Genomic DNA, 17,409 nt, shown 5'->3' with positions numbered 1-17,409 from the left:
CATCTCAGCATCGTGCAGCAGGTCGAACAGCAGGGGTCACTCACTGCCGCTGCCGGCGTGCTGAACCTGACCCAGTCAGCCCTGAGCCACAGCATGAAGAAGCTGGAGCAGCAGCTCGGCACCGATGTCTGGCTGCGCGAAGGCCGCAGCCTGCGGCTGACCCAGGCCGGGCAATACTTGCTTGCGGTCGCCAACCGGGTGCTGCCGCAGCTGGACCTGGCCGAAGAGCGGCTGGGCCAGTTCGCGCAGGGCGAGCGCGGCGCGCTGCGCATCGGCATGGAATGCCATCCCTGCTATCAGTGGCTGCTGAAGATCGTCTCGCCCTATCTGGCCACCTGGCCCGACGTCGATGTGGACGTTAAACAGAAATTCCAGTTCGGCGGCATCGGCGCACTGTTCGGCTATGAGATCGACTTGCTGGTTACGCCCGACCCGCTGCTGAAGCCAGGCCTGAAATTCGTCCCCGTCTTCGATTACGAGCAGGTGCTGGTGGTGGCCAGGGGCCACGCGCTGGCCAAGGTGGACTACGTAAAGCCGCGTCAGCTCAGCCAGGAAGTGCTGATCAGCTACCCGGTGCCGTTCGAGCGGCTGGACATCTACAACCAGTTCCTGCTGCCGGCCGGCATCACGCCACGGCGGCACAAGGCCATTGAAACCACCGACATCATGATGCAGATGGTGGCCAGCGGCCGCGGGGTGGCCGCCATGCCGCGCTGGCTGGTGGAAGAGTACGCCGCCCGCATGGACGTCGTGCCGGTACGGCTGGGCGCCAAAGGCATTCCCAAGCAGATCTATCTGGGTGCGCGCGAGGCGGATACCGGCATCGATTACCTGCAGGCGTTTGTCGAGCTGGCACGGAACAGCTCCACGAGCGCCGGCAACCTGCGCGGAGCCGGCTGATGTCAGGTGCCATCGGCCGTTTGGGGCCGCCACCGAACTGGCCTGCTGACCGCGCGCAGCGGGCGCAGGCATTCGTCAGCGCCGTTTCGTTGGAGGTGAGCGCCAAGGCCATGCCTGCGCTGTGCGCCGAGGCTGCGCGCATGGCACAGGGCACGACGATCTCCATTCCCTACCTGGCCAGCGAGGGCGACGATGCGCGACTGGCTGCGGTACGCGCGGTGCGCGAGCTTGGGTTCGAGCCGATGCCACACCTTTCGGCACGCCGCATCGGCTCGCGGGCGGCGCTTGAGCGCTTCATGGAACATGCGTGCAGCGAGGCGGGCGTCGAGCGCTGTCTCGTGATCGCGGGTGATCTGTCCACACCTGCCGGGCCGTTCGCCGACAGTGCATCGATCATCGAGAGCGGTGTCCTCGAGCGCGCCGGCATCAAGGTCGTGGCTGTGGGCGGGCATCCGCAAGGTCATCCGGTGATGAGCAGCGTCGATCGGTGGCGCGTGCTTGAACGCAAGTGCCAACGCATCGAAGCGCGAGGCATGGCGCCGTTGGTCATCACCCAGTTCGCATTCGATGCCGATGTCGTGCTGACCTGGTTGAATGAGCTGCGCGCCCGTGGCATCACCCATCCGGTGCTGGTCGGCGTTCCCGGGCCCGCCAGCATCGCGCGTCTTGTACGCTACGCGGCGATGTGCGGCGTGTCTGCAAGCACCTCGATGCTGTCGCGGTACGGCATCTCCATCGGCCGCCTGCTGGGAAAGGCCGGGCCGGATGTGTTCGTGGATCGCCTGGTGGACGGGTTGACCGAAGCCCATGGCCAGGTCAGCCCGCATCTGTTTCCCTTCGGTGGCATCGCACAATCCATGGACTGGGTGGAGCACTACCGGATGCGTGCGGGCGATGAGTGCTTGGCTCAAATGTCAGTGCAATTGGTGCAGACCCCGGATCTTCCGCTGCGCTGTCCGTGCTGCGGCCACAGGACACTCGACGAGCGCGGGACGTTCAGAATATGCGCTGTCTGTTTCTGGGAAGACGATGGACAGGACGACTACGACGCGGACGTCGTACGCGACGGCCCAAACGGATGTCTCAGCCTGACGCAGGGGCGCGCCAACTACAAAGCGTTCGGCGCGTCGCAGATGAAGGATCTTCCCTATGTTCGCCTGCCTTTTCCCCACGAACTACCGTAAGACGCGTGGGCACTGCCGTGGCCGGTCACTCAACTATTCCTCTGCCAGCCATTTGCAGAACGCCTCCACCTCGGGGCGATCCTGAGCCACTTCCCGGCAGATCAACCAGAATGCGTAACGGTTCTCCAGCTCCAGGCTGAAGGGTTTCACCAGCCTGCCTTGTCGAAGATCATCTTCCACCAGCGGCGCTACGCCGAGCGCCACGCCGTGGCCCGCCACCGCTGCTTCCTGTGCAAGATAGATGCTGGGAAAAACGGGCCCGGCGCTGGCGTTGACGTTGGTAGCGCCCGCTGCCATCAGCCAGTGCGACCATGCGGGCACGCCAGGGCGGCCCGTGGCACTTTCATCGTGCAGCAATGTGTAGTGGCGCAGATCATCTGGCTGCTGCAGCCTGCGCGCAGTGTCAGCCAACAGCGTTGGCGAGCACACCGGAAACACTGGCGCCTTCATCAGCAGTTCTGCGTGTACGCCGGTGTAGCTGCCCGCGCCGTAGCGGATGCCTACATCGAAGCCTCCGCGCAGGAAGTCAGCATGTTCATTGCCGGTGTCGATGCGCAGCCGGACGTTGGGGTGCGCATGGTGAAACAGGTGCAGCCTTGCGGCCAGCCATTTCGCGGCAAACGATTCCATGGTTGTCACCCGCAGCTCGTGAGGTTCTCGCGTCCTCGCGCGGTCCAGCGCCAGGTCCAACTGCCCAAGCAACTCGCCGACCGTTGTTGCCAGCGCCGCACCCTCCGAAGTGAGTGCGACGGCGCGGTGAGTGCGCTGGAACAGGCTTACACCCAGATAGGCCTCGAGATGTTTGACCTGGTGGCTGACCGCAGCCGGGGTGACGAACAACTCGCGCGCCGCCCGATTGAAGCTGAGGTGGCGGGCAGCCGCTTCGAACGTGCGCAGCGCATTCAGTGGAGCAGTGGGGCGGGCTTTCACGAGCGCCTTCCAGGGCAGGGGCACTGCCATCGTAGCGCATGAATTTTTCTAATGCGAAGCGCAGAACTACTCGTTTGTCGGGCGCTGCATGGGCTGGCGATGATGCACATCCTCCCACCGGGAAAGTCCGCCGTGCGTATTCAGGAGCTCGCCCAAGATGTGCTGATGTTCGTCGGTGACCAGGTTGAATCGGTCGCTACCGCATTCGTAAACGGTGACCAGGTGCTGCTGGTGGATGCGCTGGGCAGCGAGGAGGATGCCGCCTGGTTGCGGGAGGTGCTGCAGGGGCAGATGGGCAAAAGGGTTCGGCTGGTTGCCGCCACCCATTTCATGAGCGACCACATCTGCGGCATGACGCTCTTTCCGGAGGCGCTGACCCTGGCGCACCGCCATCACCGGCACGCCTTTCTTTCGCAGAACCGGCCGGTGGCATCGTTCTACCGCGATCCGGATATCGTGTTCGACAACTTCGCCATGCGCTGGGGGCGCCACCAGTTGCGCTTCCTGTACAACCCAGGCAAAACGATGGACCACATGAGCGTGGATGTACCGACCGCCGATCTGGTCTGCGTTGGCGACAACATCGTCGGCAACATCGTCTATCTCTCACGATCAGACCCGGCACTGCAGCGCGCCGCCATCGGCCGTATTCAGCAGTTCGGGCGCAGCAGGGTGGTCGGCGGGCATATCGGTGTCTTCGATGCGCCGGTGCTGGGCAATGCACTCCACTACCTGCGGCGAATGGAGGAAATCGTAGTGGACATCCGGCTGCGAGCCGCACCAGCGGAAGCCACGCCACTGATAGCAACCATCAGACTGGAGGAATGCATCGCGTCGGGGGTCGTGCCGACGGCATTCGAGCGAGAATGGCATGGACACAATCTCACGTCGATCGTCGCGCAGTCGATCTTCTCCCTGGATGCCGCGCTGGCAGCAAGGGAGCAGGCTGCATGAAGAGCGATTCGTTTAAAGCGCCGGCCCCAGGTAGTCGCAGACGCTTCCTTGCCAGTTGCGCCGGTGTGGCCGCTGCGGCGCTGGTCCCTGCCAGCGCCGCAACCCCACCGGCGGCACTGCGCACCCTGCGTGCTCAGCGATTGGCGTGGGCAGGGGTGCGACTGCAGTTGCCGGAAGGCACGCTGCTGATTGATCCGCTGGTGAATCCCGCAACATGGGGCAAGGCGCTGCCGGACCAGCTGGTACCGGTGAACGATGTGCTGGGCGAAAGCCATGTATTGATCACCCACACCCACTCGGACCACTTCGATGCAGACGCGGTAGCGGCGGCGCTGACCAAGGGTGGATCAATTGCGCATCCCGCCGGTCTGCAGCCCACGCCGCTGCCCGCAGCCGCACGGACGCGGCCGAGTGCGCTGTGGGAGCCTCAGCTGCTGGGCGACTTCACTGCAACGCCGGTACCGGCATCGGATGGCTACGGCGATACGCAGGTGTCCTGGGTGGTAACAGCGGGCGGCCGGCGCATCTTCCATGGCGGCGACACCCAATGGCACGGCCACTGGTGGCGCATAGGCCGGCAGTTCGGACCGTTCGATGCGGCCTTCCTCCCCATCAATGGCGCCACATTCGGCTGGCGCGAACCGGTAAGTGGACAGTCGGGCGTACTGACGCCGGAGCAGGCGGTGGCAGCGGCCGCAATCCTCGGCGCACGCACGCTGGTGCCCATTCACTATGGCATCAGCGGAATGGACAAATATGTGGAAGTGGACGACCCGCTCGGGCGCCTTCGCAAGGCTGCCCGTGACCGCGCAGTCGCCGTGCAGGTCGTCGAACCGGGCGCGTGGCTGACGTGGCCGACGTAGTCCGGTACTCGCGCGCGAATCATTCCTGGTCCTGGGAAACCCCATGAATCGAGCAAACCGCATTGCGATCGCCATCGCGCTTTCCTCCCTTTCCGTGACCTCCCGGGCGGAAACGACCAGCCCCAAACGCCCTTCGGTCGAGCAGCTGCAGAAGCTGATCGTCAACACCTCGCCGCAGACCCGCGTGGATGCCCCTGACAAAGAGCGCATCACGGCCCGCCGGATCGACATCGTCGACGAGAACGGCGTGATCCGAATGACGCTCTCAGGCCAGACGCCTCCGCCCATCATCGACGGCATCCAGTACAAGCGGGCCTTCAATGTTGCGGGCATGGTGCTGTACGACCACAAGGGGAGCGAGCGTGGTGGCTTCGGAACCGCAGACGTACAGGGCGGCATGGCCGTACTGGCGCTTGACCACCCGGCCATGGATGCCATTGGCTGGCGCGTGTCGCCTGACGGGAACGTGCGGTTCTCGATCAACCAGGCCCCGCCGCTGATTCGCGAGCCGCGGCTGGACAATCGCCTGATTCCCGGCGTGCAGACCCCAACCCGCATCGAGATGGCAGTGGCTGCCGATGGCACCCCCGCGATTGCGCTGAACGATCAACAGGACCGCGCCAGACTGCGCCTGACTGTGACGCCGGAAGGCTACGGTGCAATCGAGTTCCTGGACGCACAGGGTAGTGTGATCCATACACTGGCGCCCGAAGCCCATCGGGAGTGATGGTAGGTCCTCATTGATACAGCAATCGCTATGGAGCCCGCATGGACACTGAAATACGGCAACTCGAAGAAGCCCTGCGTATCGCGATGCTCAGCAGCGACGTGGCAGCGCTGGACGCCTTGATTGCGGACGCCCTGATCTTTGTGGGGCCCTCGGGCGAGGTCTTTGGCAAGCAGGAGGATCTGGCGCTGCATCGTTCCGGTCGACAGAAATTGAGCACGGCCGAGTGGCAATCGGTGGAAATCGCCCTGCATGATCAGACGGCCGTTGCGCTCACCACTGCAGATCTGGCCGGCACCTTCGACGGAGCAGCATTCTCCGGCCGCTTCAGGTACTGCCGCTTCTGGGGGAAGGCGGCCGGCGTCTGGCAGGTGCTGGGCGGCTCCGTTGTTGCTCTGCCCGCGGCAATGGAGGCAATCGCCTAGACAGCCGACGGCGGCTCATGGCCCAGGACGGACGTCGCTCTCCGCATCGTCCATCCCCGGGCTGACCCGGCGACCGATGTCCTTCAGCCTGGCCAGCTGGTCGACCATCGACGGTGCATCATCGAGGCTGCCGACAAAGGTCCACAGGTAGGTCATCACCGCATAGACGTGGCCTGGGGTCACGCCATCGGTTGTTGCCAGGCGGCCAATGGTCAAGGCGAACAGCACCGCGGCCGCCGCGCCGACCACCACGAAGGCACTGGCCTCGCGATCGGACAACAGGATGCGCAGCCGTGACAGCGTGGTGTAGTGGCGGCGCAGCACCGACGGGCTGACCCGGTCGACCAGCCGGATTTCATGCTCCAGCCGGTTGTTCAAACGTCCGTGCAGCTGTTCATTGCGTCGAGCGAACGAGGGCAGCAACAGCAGGGCGCCCAGCAGCGCCACCAGGCTGGCCGCGCCAACCAGGGGTTCGATCACCAGCAGCATCACTGCCGCGCCGAACATGGAAACCAGCGCCGTAGCGATGATCGGTACGTGCTTCTCAAAGAAGTCGACGAACTCGCGGGCCAGCACCACGCGTGCCGCCGACGTGGAGGTGGCCTGGCCGAGGCGTCGCTGCGCCTGCACCACGTTCACCGCCAGATCGGCATAGATGCGGGTGAAGGTGCGTGTATCCACCGCACGGCGGGCGGCACCCACCAGCCAGAACAGCAGGACCACGCCCGCGTAGGAAATGGCATGGCCGACATTGCCACGGATGATCGCGTCCACCGCGAAACCGGCGAACAGCGGATAGGCCAGCAGCAGCGCATTCTCCAGCGCCACCAGCGAGAAGGTGCCGGTGAGCTGCCAGGGATAGGTGCGCAGGATGGCCTTCAATGTAGCGGCCGCATTCTGCTGGCCGATGCTGCCGGCTGCAGCAGCCGGATCGTCTAGGTGCTTCATGGGAACCTGGGTGGATCTAGGGTGGGGCAGGGGATGGATGATGACCCCCCGGCTGCACCCAGTATCGGCAGCGCCTTGGAGCGGGGATGGAGGAACGATGGAGATGGCGTGGAGAAACCGGCGGCGTTCAGCGTCGGGCGTGCACCGGCCAGCGGATCTCGAACACACTGCCGCCACGCGCGCTCGGCCGGCACTGTGCCGTTCCGTGATGGGCCACAGCGATCGCACGCACCACCGCCAGGCCGAGCCCGGAACCGCCGCTCTGCCGTGAACGTGACACATCGGTGCGCTGGAAGGCTTCGAAGATGTTTTCGCGCAGCTCATCCGGCACGCCGGGCCCGCCGTCGTCCACAGTCACCGTGCAGTGTCCCTCGGCCAGCTTCACATACACCCGCAACGGGCAAGGCGTAGCGTGGCGGCGAGCGTTCTCCAGCAAGGCCAGTACCGCCTGGCGGATGCGGGCCGGATCGCAGTCCGCCAGCGCGGCGCGCGCCTCCAGCGTCACTGAAAAGCCACTCTCGGCCAGGGCATCGGACATCGCTTCCACTACCGCAGCCACCTGCACGCTGACGTCGCTGCGCTGCAGGCGCAGGTCCAGATGACCACTTTCGGCCAGGCTCACCACCCGCAGGTCTTCGATGATCCGGGTCAGGCCTTCCAGCTGGGTCAACATGCTGGTGAACTGCTCCAGCCGTGGCTCGAACACACCATCGGCGATGCCCTGCAGGCGACCGCGCAGAATGGTCATCGGCGTGCGCAGTTCGTGCGCGATGGCCGCGTTCCAGAACACCCGGTTCTGCGACATCCGGCTCAGGCGCTCGGCCATGGAATTGAAGTCGCTGACCAGCGTGGCCGCTTCGGTCATCGAGGTGTGATCGCCGCGCGCACGCGCATCCAGATCGCCGGCGGCCACGCGGCGCAGGCTTTCGGCCACCGAGTTCAAGGGGGTGATGATGCGCCAGGTCAGGCGCGAAGCGATCAGCGACGCCAATATGATGACCACCATGGCGGTCAGGCCGATCCACAGCCACTCCAGCCCCGACGGCAGCATCGTCTGCGGGGTGTCGTACCAGCGCGGGTAGAAGACTTCCATCAGGTAATAGAACAGATAGAAGCCGGCGATCGACAGCACCGTCGAACACAGCGATGCCACCACGATCGAAAGCGTGATCTGGCGGCCGATGCTCTTGCCTTTGGTAGTCATCCGTCAGCCCAGCAAGCGGTAGCCAACGCCGCGGATGGTGGCAGGAATACCGGTCACTCCTGCGTCCTCCAGCTTGCGGCGCAGCTTGCTTACGTGGCTGTCCACGGTGCGTTCCTGGGCATCGCCCTCGGGCAGGCAGGCGTGCAGCAGATCGGCGCGTGCATGTACCTGGCGCGGCGCGCGGGCCATGTGCACCAGCAGGCGGAACTCGGTGAGGGTGACGGTCACCGCATGTGCCTGGCCTTCGATATGGACTGTCACGTCGTGGCTGCGCAGGTCGATCTCGAAGGGTCCCTGGCGGATCACACCGTCGGTCGCCTCTGACGCAGTAGTGGCACTACGCCGCAGCACCGCCTGGATACGCGCGACGATCTCGGCCGGGTTGAATGGTTTGGCCACATAGTCATCGGCGCCCACGCGCAGGCCGGTCAGTTTGTCCAGGTCCTGGTCGAGCGCGGTGAGCATGATGACCGGGGTGTCGCCGCGCCGGCGCAGTTCGCTCAGCACCTGCCAGCCATCCAGCTTCGGCATCTGCACATCCAGCAGCACCAGGTCCGGGCGCAGCTGGCGGTGGCTGGCCAGCGCCGCCTCGCCGTCGGTGGCCCGCGAACTGCGCATGCCGGAACGCGCCAGGTAGGCGCCGAGGATGTCGGCGATCTCGCCCTCATCTTCGGCAATCAGGATCAAAGGCATCTGATGGGTGCGGATATCGCGCTTCATTGCAGGCAGGGAGCGGAAGAACCCGGCGAGGCTAGCGCCCCTTGATGGAGACCCGGTCGAGATTGTGTCGAGATTGTGTGGACCCGCGCCGATGAGTTCAGCGGCGGGTGGCGCACCTGAACGCAGGCCCCGGCTCCATGCGATCTCCACACTGGCTCCAGGAAACGTCCAACCAAGGCTCCCAGACTGAGGTCTTGGCGGTCGCGATGGGTGACCGCAAGCAGCCGGGCATCTCGATGAAAACCCGCAAGACTCTGATCATCGCCGCCGCCGTGGTCACGCTAGCGGGCAGTGCCGGCTGGTGGGCGTTCGCCGATGGCGATGATGGCGCCCTGATCACCGCGCCGGCAAGGGTGGCCGATCTGGAGAAGACCGTGCAGGCGGTGGGCCGGGTCAATCCGAAGGAACTGGTGGCGGTGGGCGCGCAGGTATCCGGGCAGGTCAAACGCCTGCACGTGGTGCTGGGCCAGCGCGTGCAGGCCGGTGACCTGATCGCCGAGGTCGACTCGCAACCGCAGCGCATCGCCCTGCGCAGTGCTGAAGCATCCGCCAACGCACTGCGCGCACAGCATGCCGCCAGCCAGGCCCGCTATGCGCAGGCCAGTCGCATGCTTGAACGCCAGTCACAGCTGGTGGCATCGCAGCTGGTCTCACAGGAGGGCTTCGAGGCCGCCCGGGTTGCACGCGACGCAGCACGCTCGGAGGTGGCTGCACTGCAGGCGCAGATCGATCAAGCAGTGACACAGGTGGAAACGGCCCGGATCAACCTGGGCTATACCCGCATTCTTTCGCCGACCGACGGCTACATCGTCGCCATCGTCACCAAGGCCGGGCAGACACTGAACTCCATGCAGACCACACCGACCATCGTGATGCTGGCACAGATGGACACGATGACCGTACGTGCCGAGATCGCCGAGGCCGACGTGGAACTGATCGCACCTGGCCAGCCGCTGTGGTTTTCGACGCTGGGGCCGAGCGGACGCCGTTACGAATCCCACCTGCAGCAGCTGGAGCCCGCGCCGTCCTCGATTGCTGACGTCGCCGCCGGCAGCACAGGCAGTTCCACACAGACACCGAAGGCGGTGTACTACGCAGGCCTGTTCGACGTGGCCAACCCTGGCCTGAAGCTGAAACCTTCGATGACCGTGAAGGTGACGCTGCAGCTGGCCCGGGCCAGCAACGCACTGCAGGTGCCGTTGACCGCACTGACCGGGTCGGACAGTGACGACGACAATCGCGGCAGCGTGCGCGTGGTTGATGCCAAGGGGCGCGCCCACGAGCGCGCGGTGACCACCGGCCTGCGCACTGCCACCGCCGTGCAGATCCTGTCCGGCCTGCGGGTTGGCGAGAACGTGGTGGTCGGCCAGGCCCCCAGTGGTGGCGAGCCGCAGGCCAGCAGCCTGCTGGGGATGTGAGCATGACCCACGCGCTGCTTGAACTGCATGGCGTATCGCGCGCCTACCGTACTGCCGCCGGAGACGTGGTGGTGCTGAAGGACGTATCGCTGCGCATCGATGCCGGCGAGTTCATCGCCATCATCGGCCCGTCGGGTTCGGGCAAGTCGACCTTGATGAACATACTAGGCTGCCTCGACCGGCCGACCGCAGGCAGCTACAAAGTGGACGGTGCGGCCACCGAGCAGATGCCGCCGGACGAGCTCGCACGCCTGCGCCGCGAACACTTCGGTTTCATCTTCCAGCGCTACAACCTGATGGAGAATCTGAGCGCCACCGAGAACGTAGCGCTGCCAGCGATCTACGCAGGCGCGGATGCCCCGACGCGCACGGCGCGAGCACGCATGCTGCTGGAAACACTGGGGCTGGGCGAGCGTACCGGCAACCGGCCGAGCCAGCTGTCCGGCGGCCAGCAGCAGCGCGTGTCCATCGCCCGAGCGTTGATGAACGGCGGTGCCATCGTGCTGGCCGACGAACCCACCGGTGCGCTGGACCATGCCAGCGGCCAACAGGTGATGGCCGAATTGAAGCGCCTGCATGCGCAGGGCCACACGGTCATCCTGGTGACCCACGATGCATCGGTTGCCGCCCACGCGGCGCGGGTGATCGAGATCGCCGACGGGCGCGTCGTGGCCGATCGCGGTGCGGGCGGTCGCGCGGTCGCGTGCGCCAGATCCGCGTCCGAACGCGGCCAGTCGTCGCGTGCCGAGCCGCGTGCTCGACTGAATGGCGTCCGCGAGGCCGCACGCATGGCAGTGCGCTCGATGCTGGCCCATCGCCTGCGCACGTTGCTGACCATGCTCGGCATCATCATCGGCGTGGCCGCTGTGGTCACCGTGGTGGCATTGGGCAAAGGCGCACAGGCGCAGGTGGAATCACAGATCAACGAGCTTGGCGCCAGCACACTGGAGATCTTCCCGGGCGCCGATTTCGGTGACCCGCGTTCGGCGGAAATCGAAACGCTGGTGGTCGCTGATGCCGACCATCTGGCCGCACTCAGCTACGTGGACAGCGTCAGTCCGTCCTTGAGCGGCTCGGTGGCCGCGCTGCAGGGCAGCCGACGCGCCAACACGCAGGTGATGGGCGTTGGCGCAGATATGCCGCGCGTACGCGGCCTGCGCTTGAAGGCTGGGCGCTTCTTCACCGATGCTGAAGTGGACGCGCACCGCGCAGTGGGCGTGGTCGACCAGAAGGCCGCCACCGCACTGTTCAGCGGCAGCCCGATCGGCAGCACGGTACTGCTGGGCGGCATGCCGGTAGAGGTGATCGGCGTGGTCGGTGCCAGCGCCTTTGCCGGCGGTGCAACGCCCACTGTCTATGTGCCGTATACCTCGGCATCCTCGCGCCTGCTGGGCAGCCAGCGGCTGGAGAGCATCATCGTGCGTGTGCGCGACAACGTCTCCACCACCGCAGCCGAAGCCTCCTTGGTCGCCGAACTGCAGTTGCGGCACGGCCGTCGCGACTTCTTCATCTACAACGCCGACCAGATCCGCAAGGCGGTCATGAAGTCCAGCCAGACCATGGCCGCACTGGTGTCGGCCATCGCCGCCGTGGCCTTGATAGTGGGTGGGGTAGGGGTGATGAACATCATGCTGGTCTCGGTAAAGGAGCGCGTGCGCGAGATTGGCGTGCGCCTGGCGGTGGGCGCGCGGCAGGGTGACATCCTGCGCCAGTTCCTGATCGAAGCAGTGCTGATCTGTCTCTTCGGCGGCGTACTCGGCGTGCTGCTGGCCTTCAGCGCGGGTGCGTTGTCCAGCCTGTTGTCGCTGGGCGTGCCGTTCCTGTTTACCGCCGCGCCGGTGCTGGCCGCACTGGCGTGTTCGTCGGCCATAGGCCTGGGCTTCGGCTACTTCCCGGCGCGTAGTGCCGCACAGCTGGACCCGATCCAGGCGCTGGCGGCGGAGTAGGGTGCGAGCCCGCCCAGCCATGAGGACAGGCACAGGCGTGGGCCTTGGCCATCGGCTATCTTAAGGCCCCATTCCGCACCTCCCTTCAAGCGGCGACGCATGCACGCGACTTCGATGAGTGTCCGAAACAGGCGATGGCTCAGCTGCCTCCTGGTGTCCGCCGCGCTGTTGGTTGCAGGCTGCGCCAGCGAAACGGCTCCAACAAAGGATCTGGGAGCGGAGATCGATGACGTTGCCGCAGCGCTGATCCAGCAGCCGTTGCTTCATTCAACCTCGATCGGCGTCGTGTACCGGGACAAGGAATTCATCCGTCATCGCGGCGACATGGAAACCGGCAAGCCAGGCCCTCCAACCGATGCGACGCTCTACGAGATCGGTTCGTTGAGCAAGACCCTGGCGGGCACCCTGATGGCCAATGCCGTCCTGGAAGACAAGGTGAGTCTGGACGACGATGTTCGACAGTATCTGCAGGGGGACTATCCGAACCTGCAGTACAAGGGCGAGCCCATCCGCATCCGCCATCTGTTGTCGCACACCAGCGGCCTGCCGAACATGTTGCCGGAGCGTGCGAACACGGTGCTGGCGGACTTCACCGATCATCGTACGCCCGGCGAACTCAACGCCATCTACGCGCACTACGGCAAGGCCGACGTCTTCAAGGATCTGCACGCTGTCGAGATTGGTCGGGCGCCTGGTAAGGATTACGCGTACTCCAGTGCCGGGACGGAGCTGACGGCGCATATCCTGGAGACCGTCTACAAGCGCGACTACGCGTCGCTGTTGCGTGGATTCCTTGGCGATTCCGCGGCAATGACAGGGCCCAGACTCACACTGAGCGACGACGAGGCGCCGCGGCTTGCAGTCGGCTATCACAGCGACAACCCGGTACCGACCACGCCGATGCCGCAGTTGCCGTGGGGCGCATCCGGGAACGTAAAGGCGACTGTCCCGGAAATGGTGGAGTACCTCAGGTTCCAGCTGGCGAACGGGCCCGTGGTAGAGGAATCGCATCGGCCCTTGGTCAAATTCGATTCCGAGTTCAGCATCGGCTACTTCTGGAACATCGTCGCCGGCGATCAGCTGAAGGGCGTCTACTACGCCCATCATGGTGGCGTGCCGCGTTCGCAGTGCTACATCTACATCATGCTGAAGTACGATCTTGGCATCTTCGTCATCACCAACCAGAGCGGCGACCAGACTGCGCGCGCCATGCAGACGGCGATCGATACGCTGGTCGAGAAGATTGCCGCGCGGGAGGCTGCCGCTGGTGGTGGGATTTCCCGTTAGCGAACCCTTGCTTTCCGTCTGTCGGTGTAGTGCCGAACGATCGTTTCACGTACCCAGGCAGGAGCATTTCGCGTTGATCACCCGTACGTTGAACAAGGTTCTGTTGCTCGCAGGCCTGGGACTTGCCATGGCGCCCACCGCGCCAGCAGCAGAATCGATCCGCAAGACCGCTCCCAAACAGGAAGACATCGATCGAGCATTGGCGCTTGTGTCGTGCAAGGCCGATCACACCGCATTCCGGACCTTGGCCAATCAGGTAGGTGGCATCGCAACCAGCGAAAGGTCACCGGCTGGCTGGCAACCAATCCCCGGCAAAGGTGGGGAATACAGCAACGCGCTGGGTGACATGCCCGGTGTTGTCGCGGAGATGCAGCTTCCAGCACCGGTTCTTGTCTTCGGTCATCCATCCACACGGTTGATACTGTCGCGCAGTTCCGTGGTGGCTGTCTTCGATGGAGCCATTATTGCGGATCTCAGCAAGACCCTGTCCCTGGACGCAGCAGGGTCACATGGCGCGCCCGCAGGAATGCGGGTGGTGCAATCGGTACCGGAAACCCAGGGCGATGGCATCGACGTGATGGCACTGGTGGCCCAGCGGATCGATGCCGATCCGACGCCGATCACCGTAGCCGGGTGCCTGTACTTCACACGGTGAGGTCCGGCACCCTTCCGGGGCCGTTCAGGTAACCGGCGAAGGGCAGTGCAGATCCACGCGCAGCGACATGTCAGAGTGCGCGCGAGCCGGTGTCTGGTACGCTCATCGGGGAGCCATTCTCAGACCTTTTTCACCCTGTCTGCCCCAAGGGTTCAACAAGACTCGGGCGTGGCGTTCAAGCGCTTCTGGGCTTCAGTCGTCGTTTCCATCCTTTCATCAGTCCCCACCGGGTCTGGTCGCACATCCATCGCCAGTGTTGATGCGTTCGGCTAGGCTTGCGCAGATGACCACAAGGATGAACGATGAACCGCTGGCTCTTTCTGCTGTTTGCCGCACTCCCGCTCGCCGCCGGGGCGGTCGTCATCCGTGATGATGTTGACGATGCCAGGTATCAGATCGAAGGATCCGCGTTTCCGGCACTGGCGGACATGCCCGGCGAGGGTCATGGCGTGCTCATCGATCCACGCTGGGTGGTGACCGCAGCGCATGCCGCGCCGATGGAGGGGATGGGTGCATCGGTCACCATCAATGGGAGCGCGTACGGCGTCGAGCGCGTGTACCTGCATCCCGGTTACAGGAGCATGCCTGAGGCCTTGGGCAAGGAGGCGCTGGCAACGGGAAATCCCGCCAAGATCCACGCGTTCCTGGCCGAAACGGATGACATCGCACTGATCAGACTTCAGGCACCCGTGAATGATGTACAGCCCGTGCCGCTCTATCGAGGCACCGCTGAGGTCACACAGATCGCGGCGCTGATAGGGAAGGGCGCCACAGGCAATGGCGCCGCTGGGCTGGTGCCGTGTGGGCCGCATCGCACGACGCTGCGGCGTGCATACAACGCCATTACTGGCGGTAACGATCGGTATCTCTGGTACCGGTTCGATCCGCCACCGCAGGGGCTGCCCCTTGAGGGTGTACTGGGTAACGGCGACAGCGGCGGCCCACTGGTCATCAAGAATCAAGGAACCTCGCAGCTGGTGGGCCTCGGCTCCTGGATCACCGCCGTTCCCGAGCACGCGCTTGAAGCGGGCTTCTATGGCCAGGTTGTCTACAACGTACGTGTATCGCGTTACATCGACTGGATCGAGAGCGTAATGCGCACCAGCGATGATGCGTCACGCTGATCCTCCGTTCGCCTCGATCTTTGGCGGGTAGGCGTGGTTGGACGCTCAGCGCACCCCGCATGTCGCTGAGTTGGAGCGGGAGGCGGGAACCCGCCAGACCTGTTTTCCCTCCTCGTCATCGCCGACGTAGAACGCGATGCGCCCCTCCTCCTCGTAGCGGAGAGTAGGGCTGAAGGTAATAGTGTCGATTTCACTGCCCTTGCCGATGAAACGCATTTCGCCGCCACAGACAAAGTTCGAACCGGGCTCCTCTCCCAGCGCGCCACAGTTCAGTGGCGAGGATTCGGCACGGACCAGCTGCTTTACCCGAGACTGGATGCGTCCCTGGTCGGCCAGTTCGCAGAAGTAGTCGGCGATGGTGTTTCGCATCTGCGCCTGCGATGGTATCCATGCCGGGCAACCGGATGCATCACCTTTGCAGCTGCTTGCCGGAGCGGTGGACGCAGGCGGCGTGGACGGTGCTGCGATCGCCGTGGAGAGAGACAGCAGGGATGCCGCAATGGCAAGTTGCAGGCGAGTGAAAGCGAGCATGCTTATCTCTGGAAACGTGAAATCGACATCCTAACGCAGGGAGCCCGACTCGGCCTTTGCTCGAGCTGCTTCTGCAGCGAGGGGGATCAGCGTCGCGATGGCACCAATCCTCATTCCTCCGGCTTACGCTGCGGCACGCAGTCGTCACGTTCGTGCCAGAGCGGCAGCGCCAGCGCGTGACGCTTCAGCATGACCTGGATGCACGCGTGAGCGTGGTCCCTTTCGGCGTCGTCGCACTGATCCAGAATCTCTGCAGCCAGCGTTTCAAACTGCGGCCAGAACTGCGCCGGATGGCGCACCTGCGCCAACCAGTGCACCAGCATCTCGCCCAGTGCATCAAGCTGCACCTGTATTTCGGGGCGAACGTTCATCCCGGGGCCGCACCCAGGTCAAGCGCAACACGGTAGTGATGACCATCGTCGCGCAGCAGGACGGTGAGGTCCGGCTGCAGCACGCCATCCACATGCAGCGTAGGCTGGCCCTGCGCAGTGCGGGTCACCACGAACTCATAGAAGCTGCGACCGAAGCGGTAGCTCAGTTCGAAGGACGGCCAGTGATCGGGCAGGCAAGGTGCAAGCGACAGCCGGTCCCCTTCACGACGTATGCCGAGCAGGGACTCGACCAGCAGGCGATACATCCAACCCGCCGAACCGGTGTACCACGTCCAGCCGCCGCGCCCGACATGCGGAGACACGGCGTATACATCGGCTGCCAACACATACGGTTCGACGCGGTAGGTCTGGATCGCCTCCGGGTCCAGCGCGTGATTGAGCGGGTTGATCATGCCGGCCAGTTCCCAGGCACGCGCCGCATCTCCTTGCTGTGCGAATGCCATCGCAGCCCACACGGCCGCGTGGGTGTACTGCCCACCGTTCTCGCGCACGCCCGGCACGTAACCGCGAATGTAGCCGGGGTCTTCCGTGGTCTGGTCGAAGGGCGGATCGAGCAGCTGGATCAGCTGGGCGTCCTTTCGCACCAGATGCGTATAGAGCGAATCCAAAGCTTGCTCAGCCCGCTCAGGCGCGGCAACGCCTGACAGCACCGACCAGCTCTGGGAAATCGAGTCGATGCGGCATTCCTGATTCTGTGACGAGCCCAACACGGCGCCGTTGTCGAACCAGGCGCGGCGGTACCACGCGCCGTCCCAGGCATGCTGTTCCAGGTTCTGGCGCAGGCTTTCGGCCTGCTGTTGGCACCACTGCGCACGGGCGGCATCGCCACGCGCGTTGGCCAGCCCGATGAAGCGGTGCAGCGTGTCATGCAGGAAGAACCCGAGCCATACACTTTCACCGCGCTGCTGGTCGCCGACGCGGTTCATGCCGTCGTTCCAATCACCGCTGCCCATCAGCGGCAGACCGCGCTCGCCGAGCAACCGGCAGCCGCGCTCGAGGGCGCGGACGCAGTGCGCATACAGCGTGTCGCGCTGTGTCGAAGGCGTAGGCAGGTCGTAATACCCTTCCTCTTCCGGCGTCACCGCGCGCCCCTCGATGAAGCCGACCACTTCGTCCAGCACGCTGGCGTCGCCGGTGACCTCCAGATAGCGGCATGCGCCCTGGGGCAACCAGAGATAGTCGTCCGAGCAGCGGGTGCGCA

The 17,409-nt window shown here is 64.8% G+C and carries 17 protein-coding genes and 2 pseudogenes; 12 read left to right on the top strand and 7 right to left on the bottom strand.

All coding sequences use genetic code 11. The features are described from left to right. The 3 genes and pseudogenes from DBR20_RS12945 to DBR20_RS23175 form a co-directional block, all read left to right on the top strand. Positions 1 to 900, top strand: a 900-nt coding sequence (locus DBR20_RS12945; RefSeq protein WP_108266460.1) for a LysR family transcriptional regulator, incomplete at its 5' end; no start/stop codon positions are given. After that, positions 900 to 1,781: pseudogene (locus DBR20_RS12940) on the top strand (methylenetetrahydrofolate reductase); the annotation flags it as partial. The gene DBR20_RS12945 and the pseudogene DBR20_RS12940, both read left to right, overlap by 1 nt. Then, the gene (locus DBR20_RS23175; RefSeq protein WP_308812617.1) at positions 1,758 to 2,084 is read left to right on the top strand and encodes a CPCC family cysteine-rich protein; all 327 of its coding nucleotides are present in this window, start codon (positions 1,758 to 1,760) and stop codon (positions 2,082 to 2,084) included. The pseudogene DBR20_RS12940 and the gene DBR20_RS23175, both read left to right, overlap by 24 nt. A 33-nt stretch (positions 2,085 to 2,117) precedes the next feature. On the opposite strand, the gene gcvA is transcribed toward DBR20_RS23175, so the two are convergent. Beyond that, positions 2,118 to 3,014, bottom strand: coding sequence for a transcriptional regulator GcvA (gene gcvA / locus DBR20_RS12935; RefSeq protein WP_181393078.1), 897 nt, complete (start codon positions 3,012 to 3,014; stop codon positions 2,118 to 2,120). A 99-nt stretch (positions 3,015 to 3,113) separates the two neighbouring features. Here gcvA and DBR20_RS12930 point away from each other — a divergent pair, with 99 nt between their 5' ends. The 4 genes from DBR20_RS12930 to DBR20_RS12915 are packed head-to-tail and all read left to right on the top strand — an operon-like array spanning position 3,114 to position 5,983. Continuing rightward, entirely contained in the window at positions 3,114 to 3,968 is an 855-nt protein-coding gene (locus DBR20_RS12930; protein WP_181393077.1) for an MBL fold metallo-hydrolase, read from the top strand. After that, the gene (locus tag DBR20_RS12925) at positions 3,965 to 4,831 is read left to right on the top strand and encodes an MBL fold metallo-hydrolase (protein ID WP_108266456.1); all 867 of its coding nucleotides are present in this window, start codon (positions 3,965 to 3,967) and stop codon (positions 4,829 to 4,831) included. The genes DBR20_RS12930 and DBR20_RS12925 overlap by 4 nt, the downstream gene beginning before the upstream one ends. Positions 4,832 to 4,874: 43 nt before the next feature. After that, positions 4,875 to 5,558: a hypothetical protein gene (locus tag DBR20_RS12920; RefSeq protein WP_108266455.1), complete on the top strand. Its 684-nt coding sequence runs from the start codon at positions 4,875 to 4,877 to the stop codon at positions 5,556 to 5,558. A gap of 41 nt (positions 5,559 to 5,599) precedes the next feature. Then, positions 5,600 to 5,983, top strand: a complete 384-nt coding sequence (locus DBR20_RS12915) for a nuclear transport factor 2 family protein (RefSeq protein ID WP_108266454.1) — start codon at positions 5,600 to 5,602, stop codon at positions 5,981 to 5,983. A gap of 15 nt (positions 5,984 to 5,998) precedes the next feature. Here the strand turns inward: DBR20_RS12915 and DBR20_RS12910 are convergent, their stop codons facing one another. The 3 genes from DBR20_RS12910 to DBR20_RS12900 form a co-directional block, all read right to left on the bottom strand. Next, the gene (locus DBR20_RS12910) at positions 5,999 to 6,931 is read right to left on the bottom strand and encodes an ABC transporter six-transmembrane domain-containing protein (protein WP_108266453.1); all 933 of its coding nucleotides are present in this window, start codon (positions 6,929 to 6,931) and stop codon (positions 5,999 to 6,001) included. 127 nt (positions 6,932 to 7,058) lie between these two features. Next, positions 7,059 to 8,135, bottom strand: a complete 1,077-nt coding sequence (locus DBR20_RS12905) for an ATP-binding protein (protein WP_108266452.1) — start codon at positions 8,133 to 8,135, stop codon at positions 7,059 to 7,061. Positions 8,136 to 8,138: 3 nt separating this feature from the next. Further along, positions 8,139 to 8,855 (bottom strand): response regulator, encoded by a 717-nt coding sequence (locus tag DBR20_RS12900; RefSeq protein ID WP_108266451.1) that lies wholly within the window; start codon positions 8,853 to 8,855, stop codon positions 8,139 to 8,141. A 236-nt stretch (positions 8,856 to 9,091) separates the two neighbouring features. Between DBR20_RS12900 and DBR20_RS12895 the strand changes: the two genes are divergently transcribed. The 5 genes from DBR20_RS12895 to DBR20_RS12880 all read left to right on the top strand — a co-directional run bounded on the left by DBR20_RS12895 (position 9,092) and on the right by DBR20_RS12880 (position 15,285). Then, positions 9,092 to 10,273, top strand: a complete 1,182-nt coding sequence (locus DBR20_RS12895) for an efflux RND transporter periplasmic adaptor subunit (protein ID WP_108266464.1) — start codon at positions 9,092 to 9,094, stop codon at positions 10,271 to 10,273. Positions 10,274 to 10,275: 2 nt separating this feature from the next. After that, positions 10,276 to 12,219 (top strand): MacB family efflux pump subunit, encoded by a 1,944-nt coding sequence (locus DBR20_RS12890; protein WP_108266450.1) that lies wholly within the window; start codon positions 10,276 to 10,278, stop codon positions 12,217 to 12,219. Between the two features lie 153 nt (positions 12,220 to 12,372). Beyond that, positions 12,373 to 13,506: a serine hydrolase domain-containing protein gene (locus tag DBR20_RS12885; protein WP_258223349.1), complete on the top strand. Its 1,134-nt coding sequence runs from the start codon at positions 12,373 to 12,375 to the stop codon at positions 13,504 to 13,506. Between the two features lie 73 nt (positions 13,507 to 13,579). After that, on the top strand, positions 13,580 to 14,161 hold the full coding sequence (locus DBR20_RS21910; RefSeq protein WP_146187005.1) for a hypothetical protein: 582 nt from the start codon (positions 13,580 to 13,582) through the stop codon (positions 14,159 to 14,161). 302 nt (positions 14,162 to 14,463) lie between these two features. Further along, positions 14,464 to 15,285 (top strand): trypsin-like serine protease, encoded by an 822-nt coding sequence (locus DBR20_RS12880; protein WP_108266448.1) that lies wholly within the window; start codon positions 14,464 to 14,466, stop codon positions 15,283 to 15,285. A gap of 45 nt (positions 15,286 to 15,330) precedes the next feature. Here DBR20_RS12880 and DBR20_RS12875 read toward each other — a convergent pair whose 3' ends face one another. From DBR20_RS12875 to DBR20_RS23170, 3 genes and pseudogenes are all read right to left on the bottom strand, one after another. After that, a complete protein-coding gene (locus DBR20_RS12875) occupies positions 15,331 to 15,816 on the bottom strand; it encodes a hypothetical protein (RefSeq protein WP_258223348.1) in 486 nt (161 codons plus the stop codon). Between the two features lie 110 nt (positions 15,817 to 15,926). Then, positions 15,927 to 16,187 carry a hypothetical protein gene (locus DBR20_RS12870; protein WP_108266447.1) on the bottom strand — a complete coding sequence of 87 codons (261 nt, stop codon included), beginning with the start codon at positions 16,185 to 16,187 and terminating at the stop codon, positions 15,927 to 15,929. Beyond that, positions 16,184 to 17,409, bottom strand: a pseudogene (locus tag DBR20_RS23170) (cyclic beta 1-2 glucan synthetase); the annotation flags it as partial. The pseudogene DBR20_RS23170 and the gene DBR20_RS12870, both read right to left, overlap by 4 nt.

The sequence above is a fragment of the Stenotrophomonas sp. HMWF023 genome, from assembly GCF_003060985.1.
Lineage (GTDB): Bacteria > Pseudomonadota > Gammaproteobacteria > Xanthomonadales > Xanthomonadaceae > Stenotrophomonas > Stenotrophomonas lactitubi.
Note: the sequence above shows the minus strand (reverse complement) of the source record. Positions and strands in the feature narration are given on the sequence as shown.

Coding starts and splice junctions, on each gene's coding strand:
- DBR20_RS12910 (WP_108266453.1), bottom strand. CDS start 6,931: ATGAAGCACCTAGACGATCCGGCTGCTGCAGCCGGCAGCATCGGCCAG.
- DBR20_RS12920 (WP_108266455.1), top strand. CDS start 4,875: ATGAATCGAGCAAACCGCATTGCGATCGCCATCGCGCTTTCCTCCCTT.
- DBR20_RS12880 (WP_108266448.1), top strand. CDS start 14,464: ATGAACCGCTGGCTCTTTCTGCTGTTTGCCGCACTCCCGCTCGCCGCC.
- DBR20_RS12890 (WP_108266450.1), top strand. CDS start 10,276: ATGACCCACGCGCTGCTTGAACTGCATGGCGTATCGCGCGCCTACCGT.
- DBR20_RS12925 (WP_108266456.1), top strand. CDS start 3,965: ATGAAGAGCGATTCGTTTAAAGCGCCGGCCCCAGGTAGTCGCAGACGC.
- DBR20_RS12895 (WP_108266464.1), top strand. CDS start 9,092: ATGAAAACCCGCAAGACTCTGATCATCGCCGCCGCCGTGGTCACGCTA.
- DBR20_RS12870 (WP_108266447.1), bottom strand. CDS start 16,187: ATGAACGTTCGCCCCGAAATACAGGTGCAGCTTGATGCACTGGGCGAG.
- DBR20_RS12900 (WP_108266451.1), bottom strand. CDS start 8,855: ATGAAGCGCGATATCCGCACCCATCAGATGCCTTTGATCCTGATTGCC.
- DBR20_RS12875 (WP_258223348.1), bottom strand. CDS start 15,816: ATGCTCGCTTTCACTCGCCTGCAACTTGCCATTGCGGCATCCCTGCTG.
- DBR20_RS12915 (WP_108266454.1), top strand. CDS start 5,600: ATGGACACTGAAATACGGCAACTCGAAGAAGCCCTGCGTATCGCGATG.
- DBR20_RS23175 (WP_308812617.1), top strand. CDS start 1,758: ATGGACTGGGTGGAGCACTACCGGATGCGTGCGGGCGATGAGTGCTTG.
- DBR20_RS12930 (WP_181393077.1), top strand. CDS start 3,114: ATGATGCACATCCTCCCACCGGGAAAGTCCGCCGTGCGTATTCAGGAG.
- DBR20_RS12905 (WP_108266452.1), bottom strand. CDS start 8,135: ATGACTACCAAAGGCAAGAGCATCGGCCGCCAGATCACGCTTTCGATC.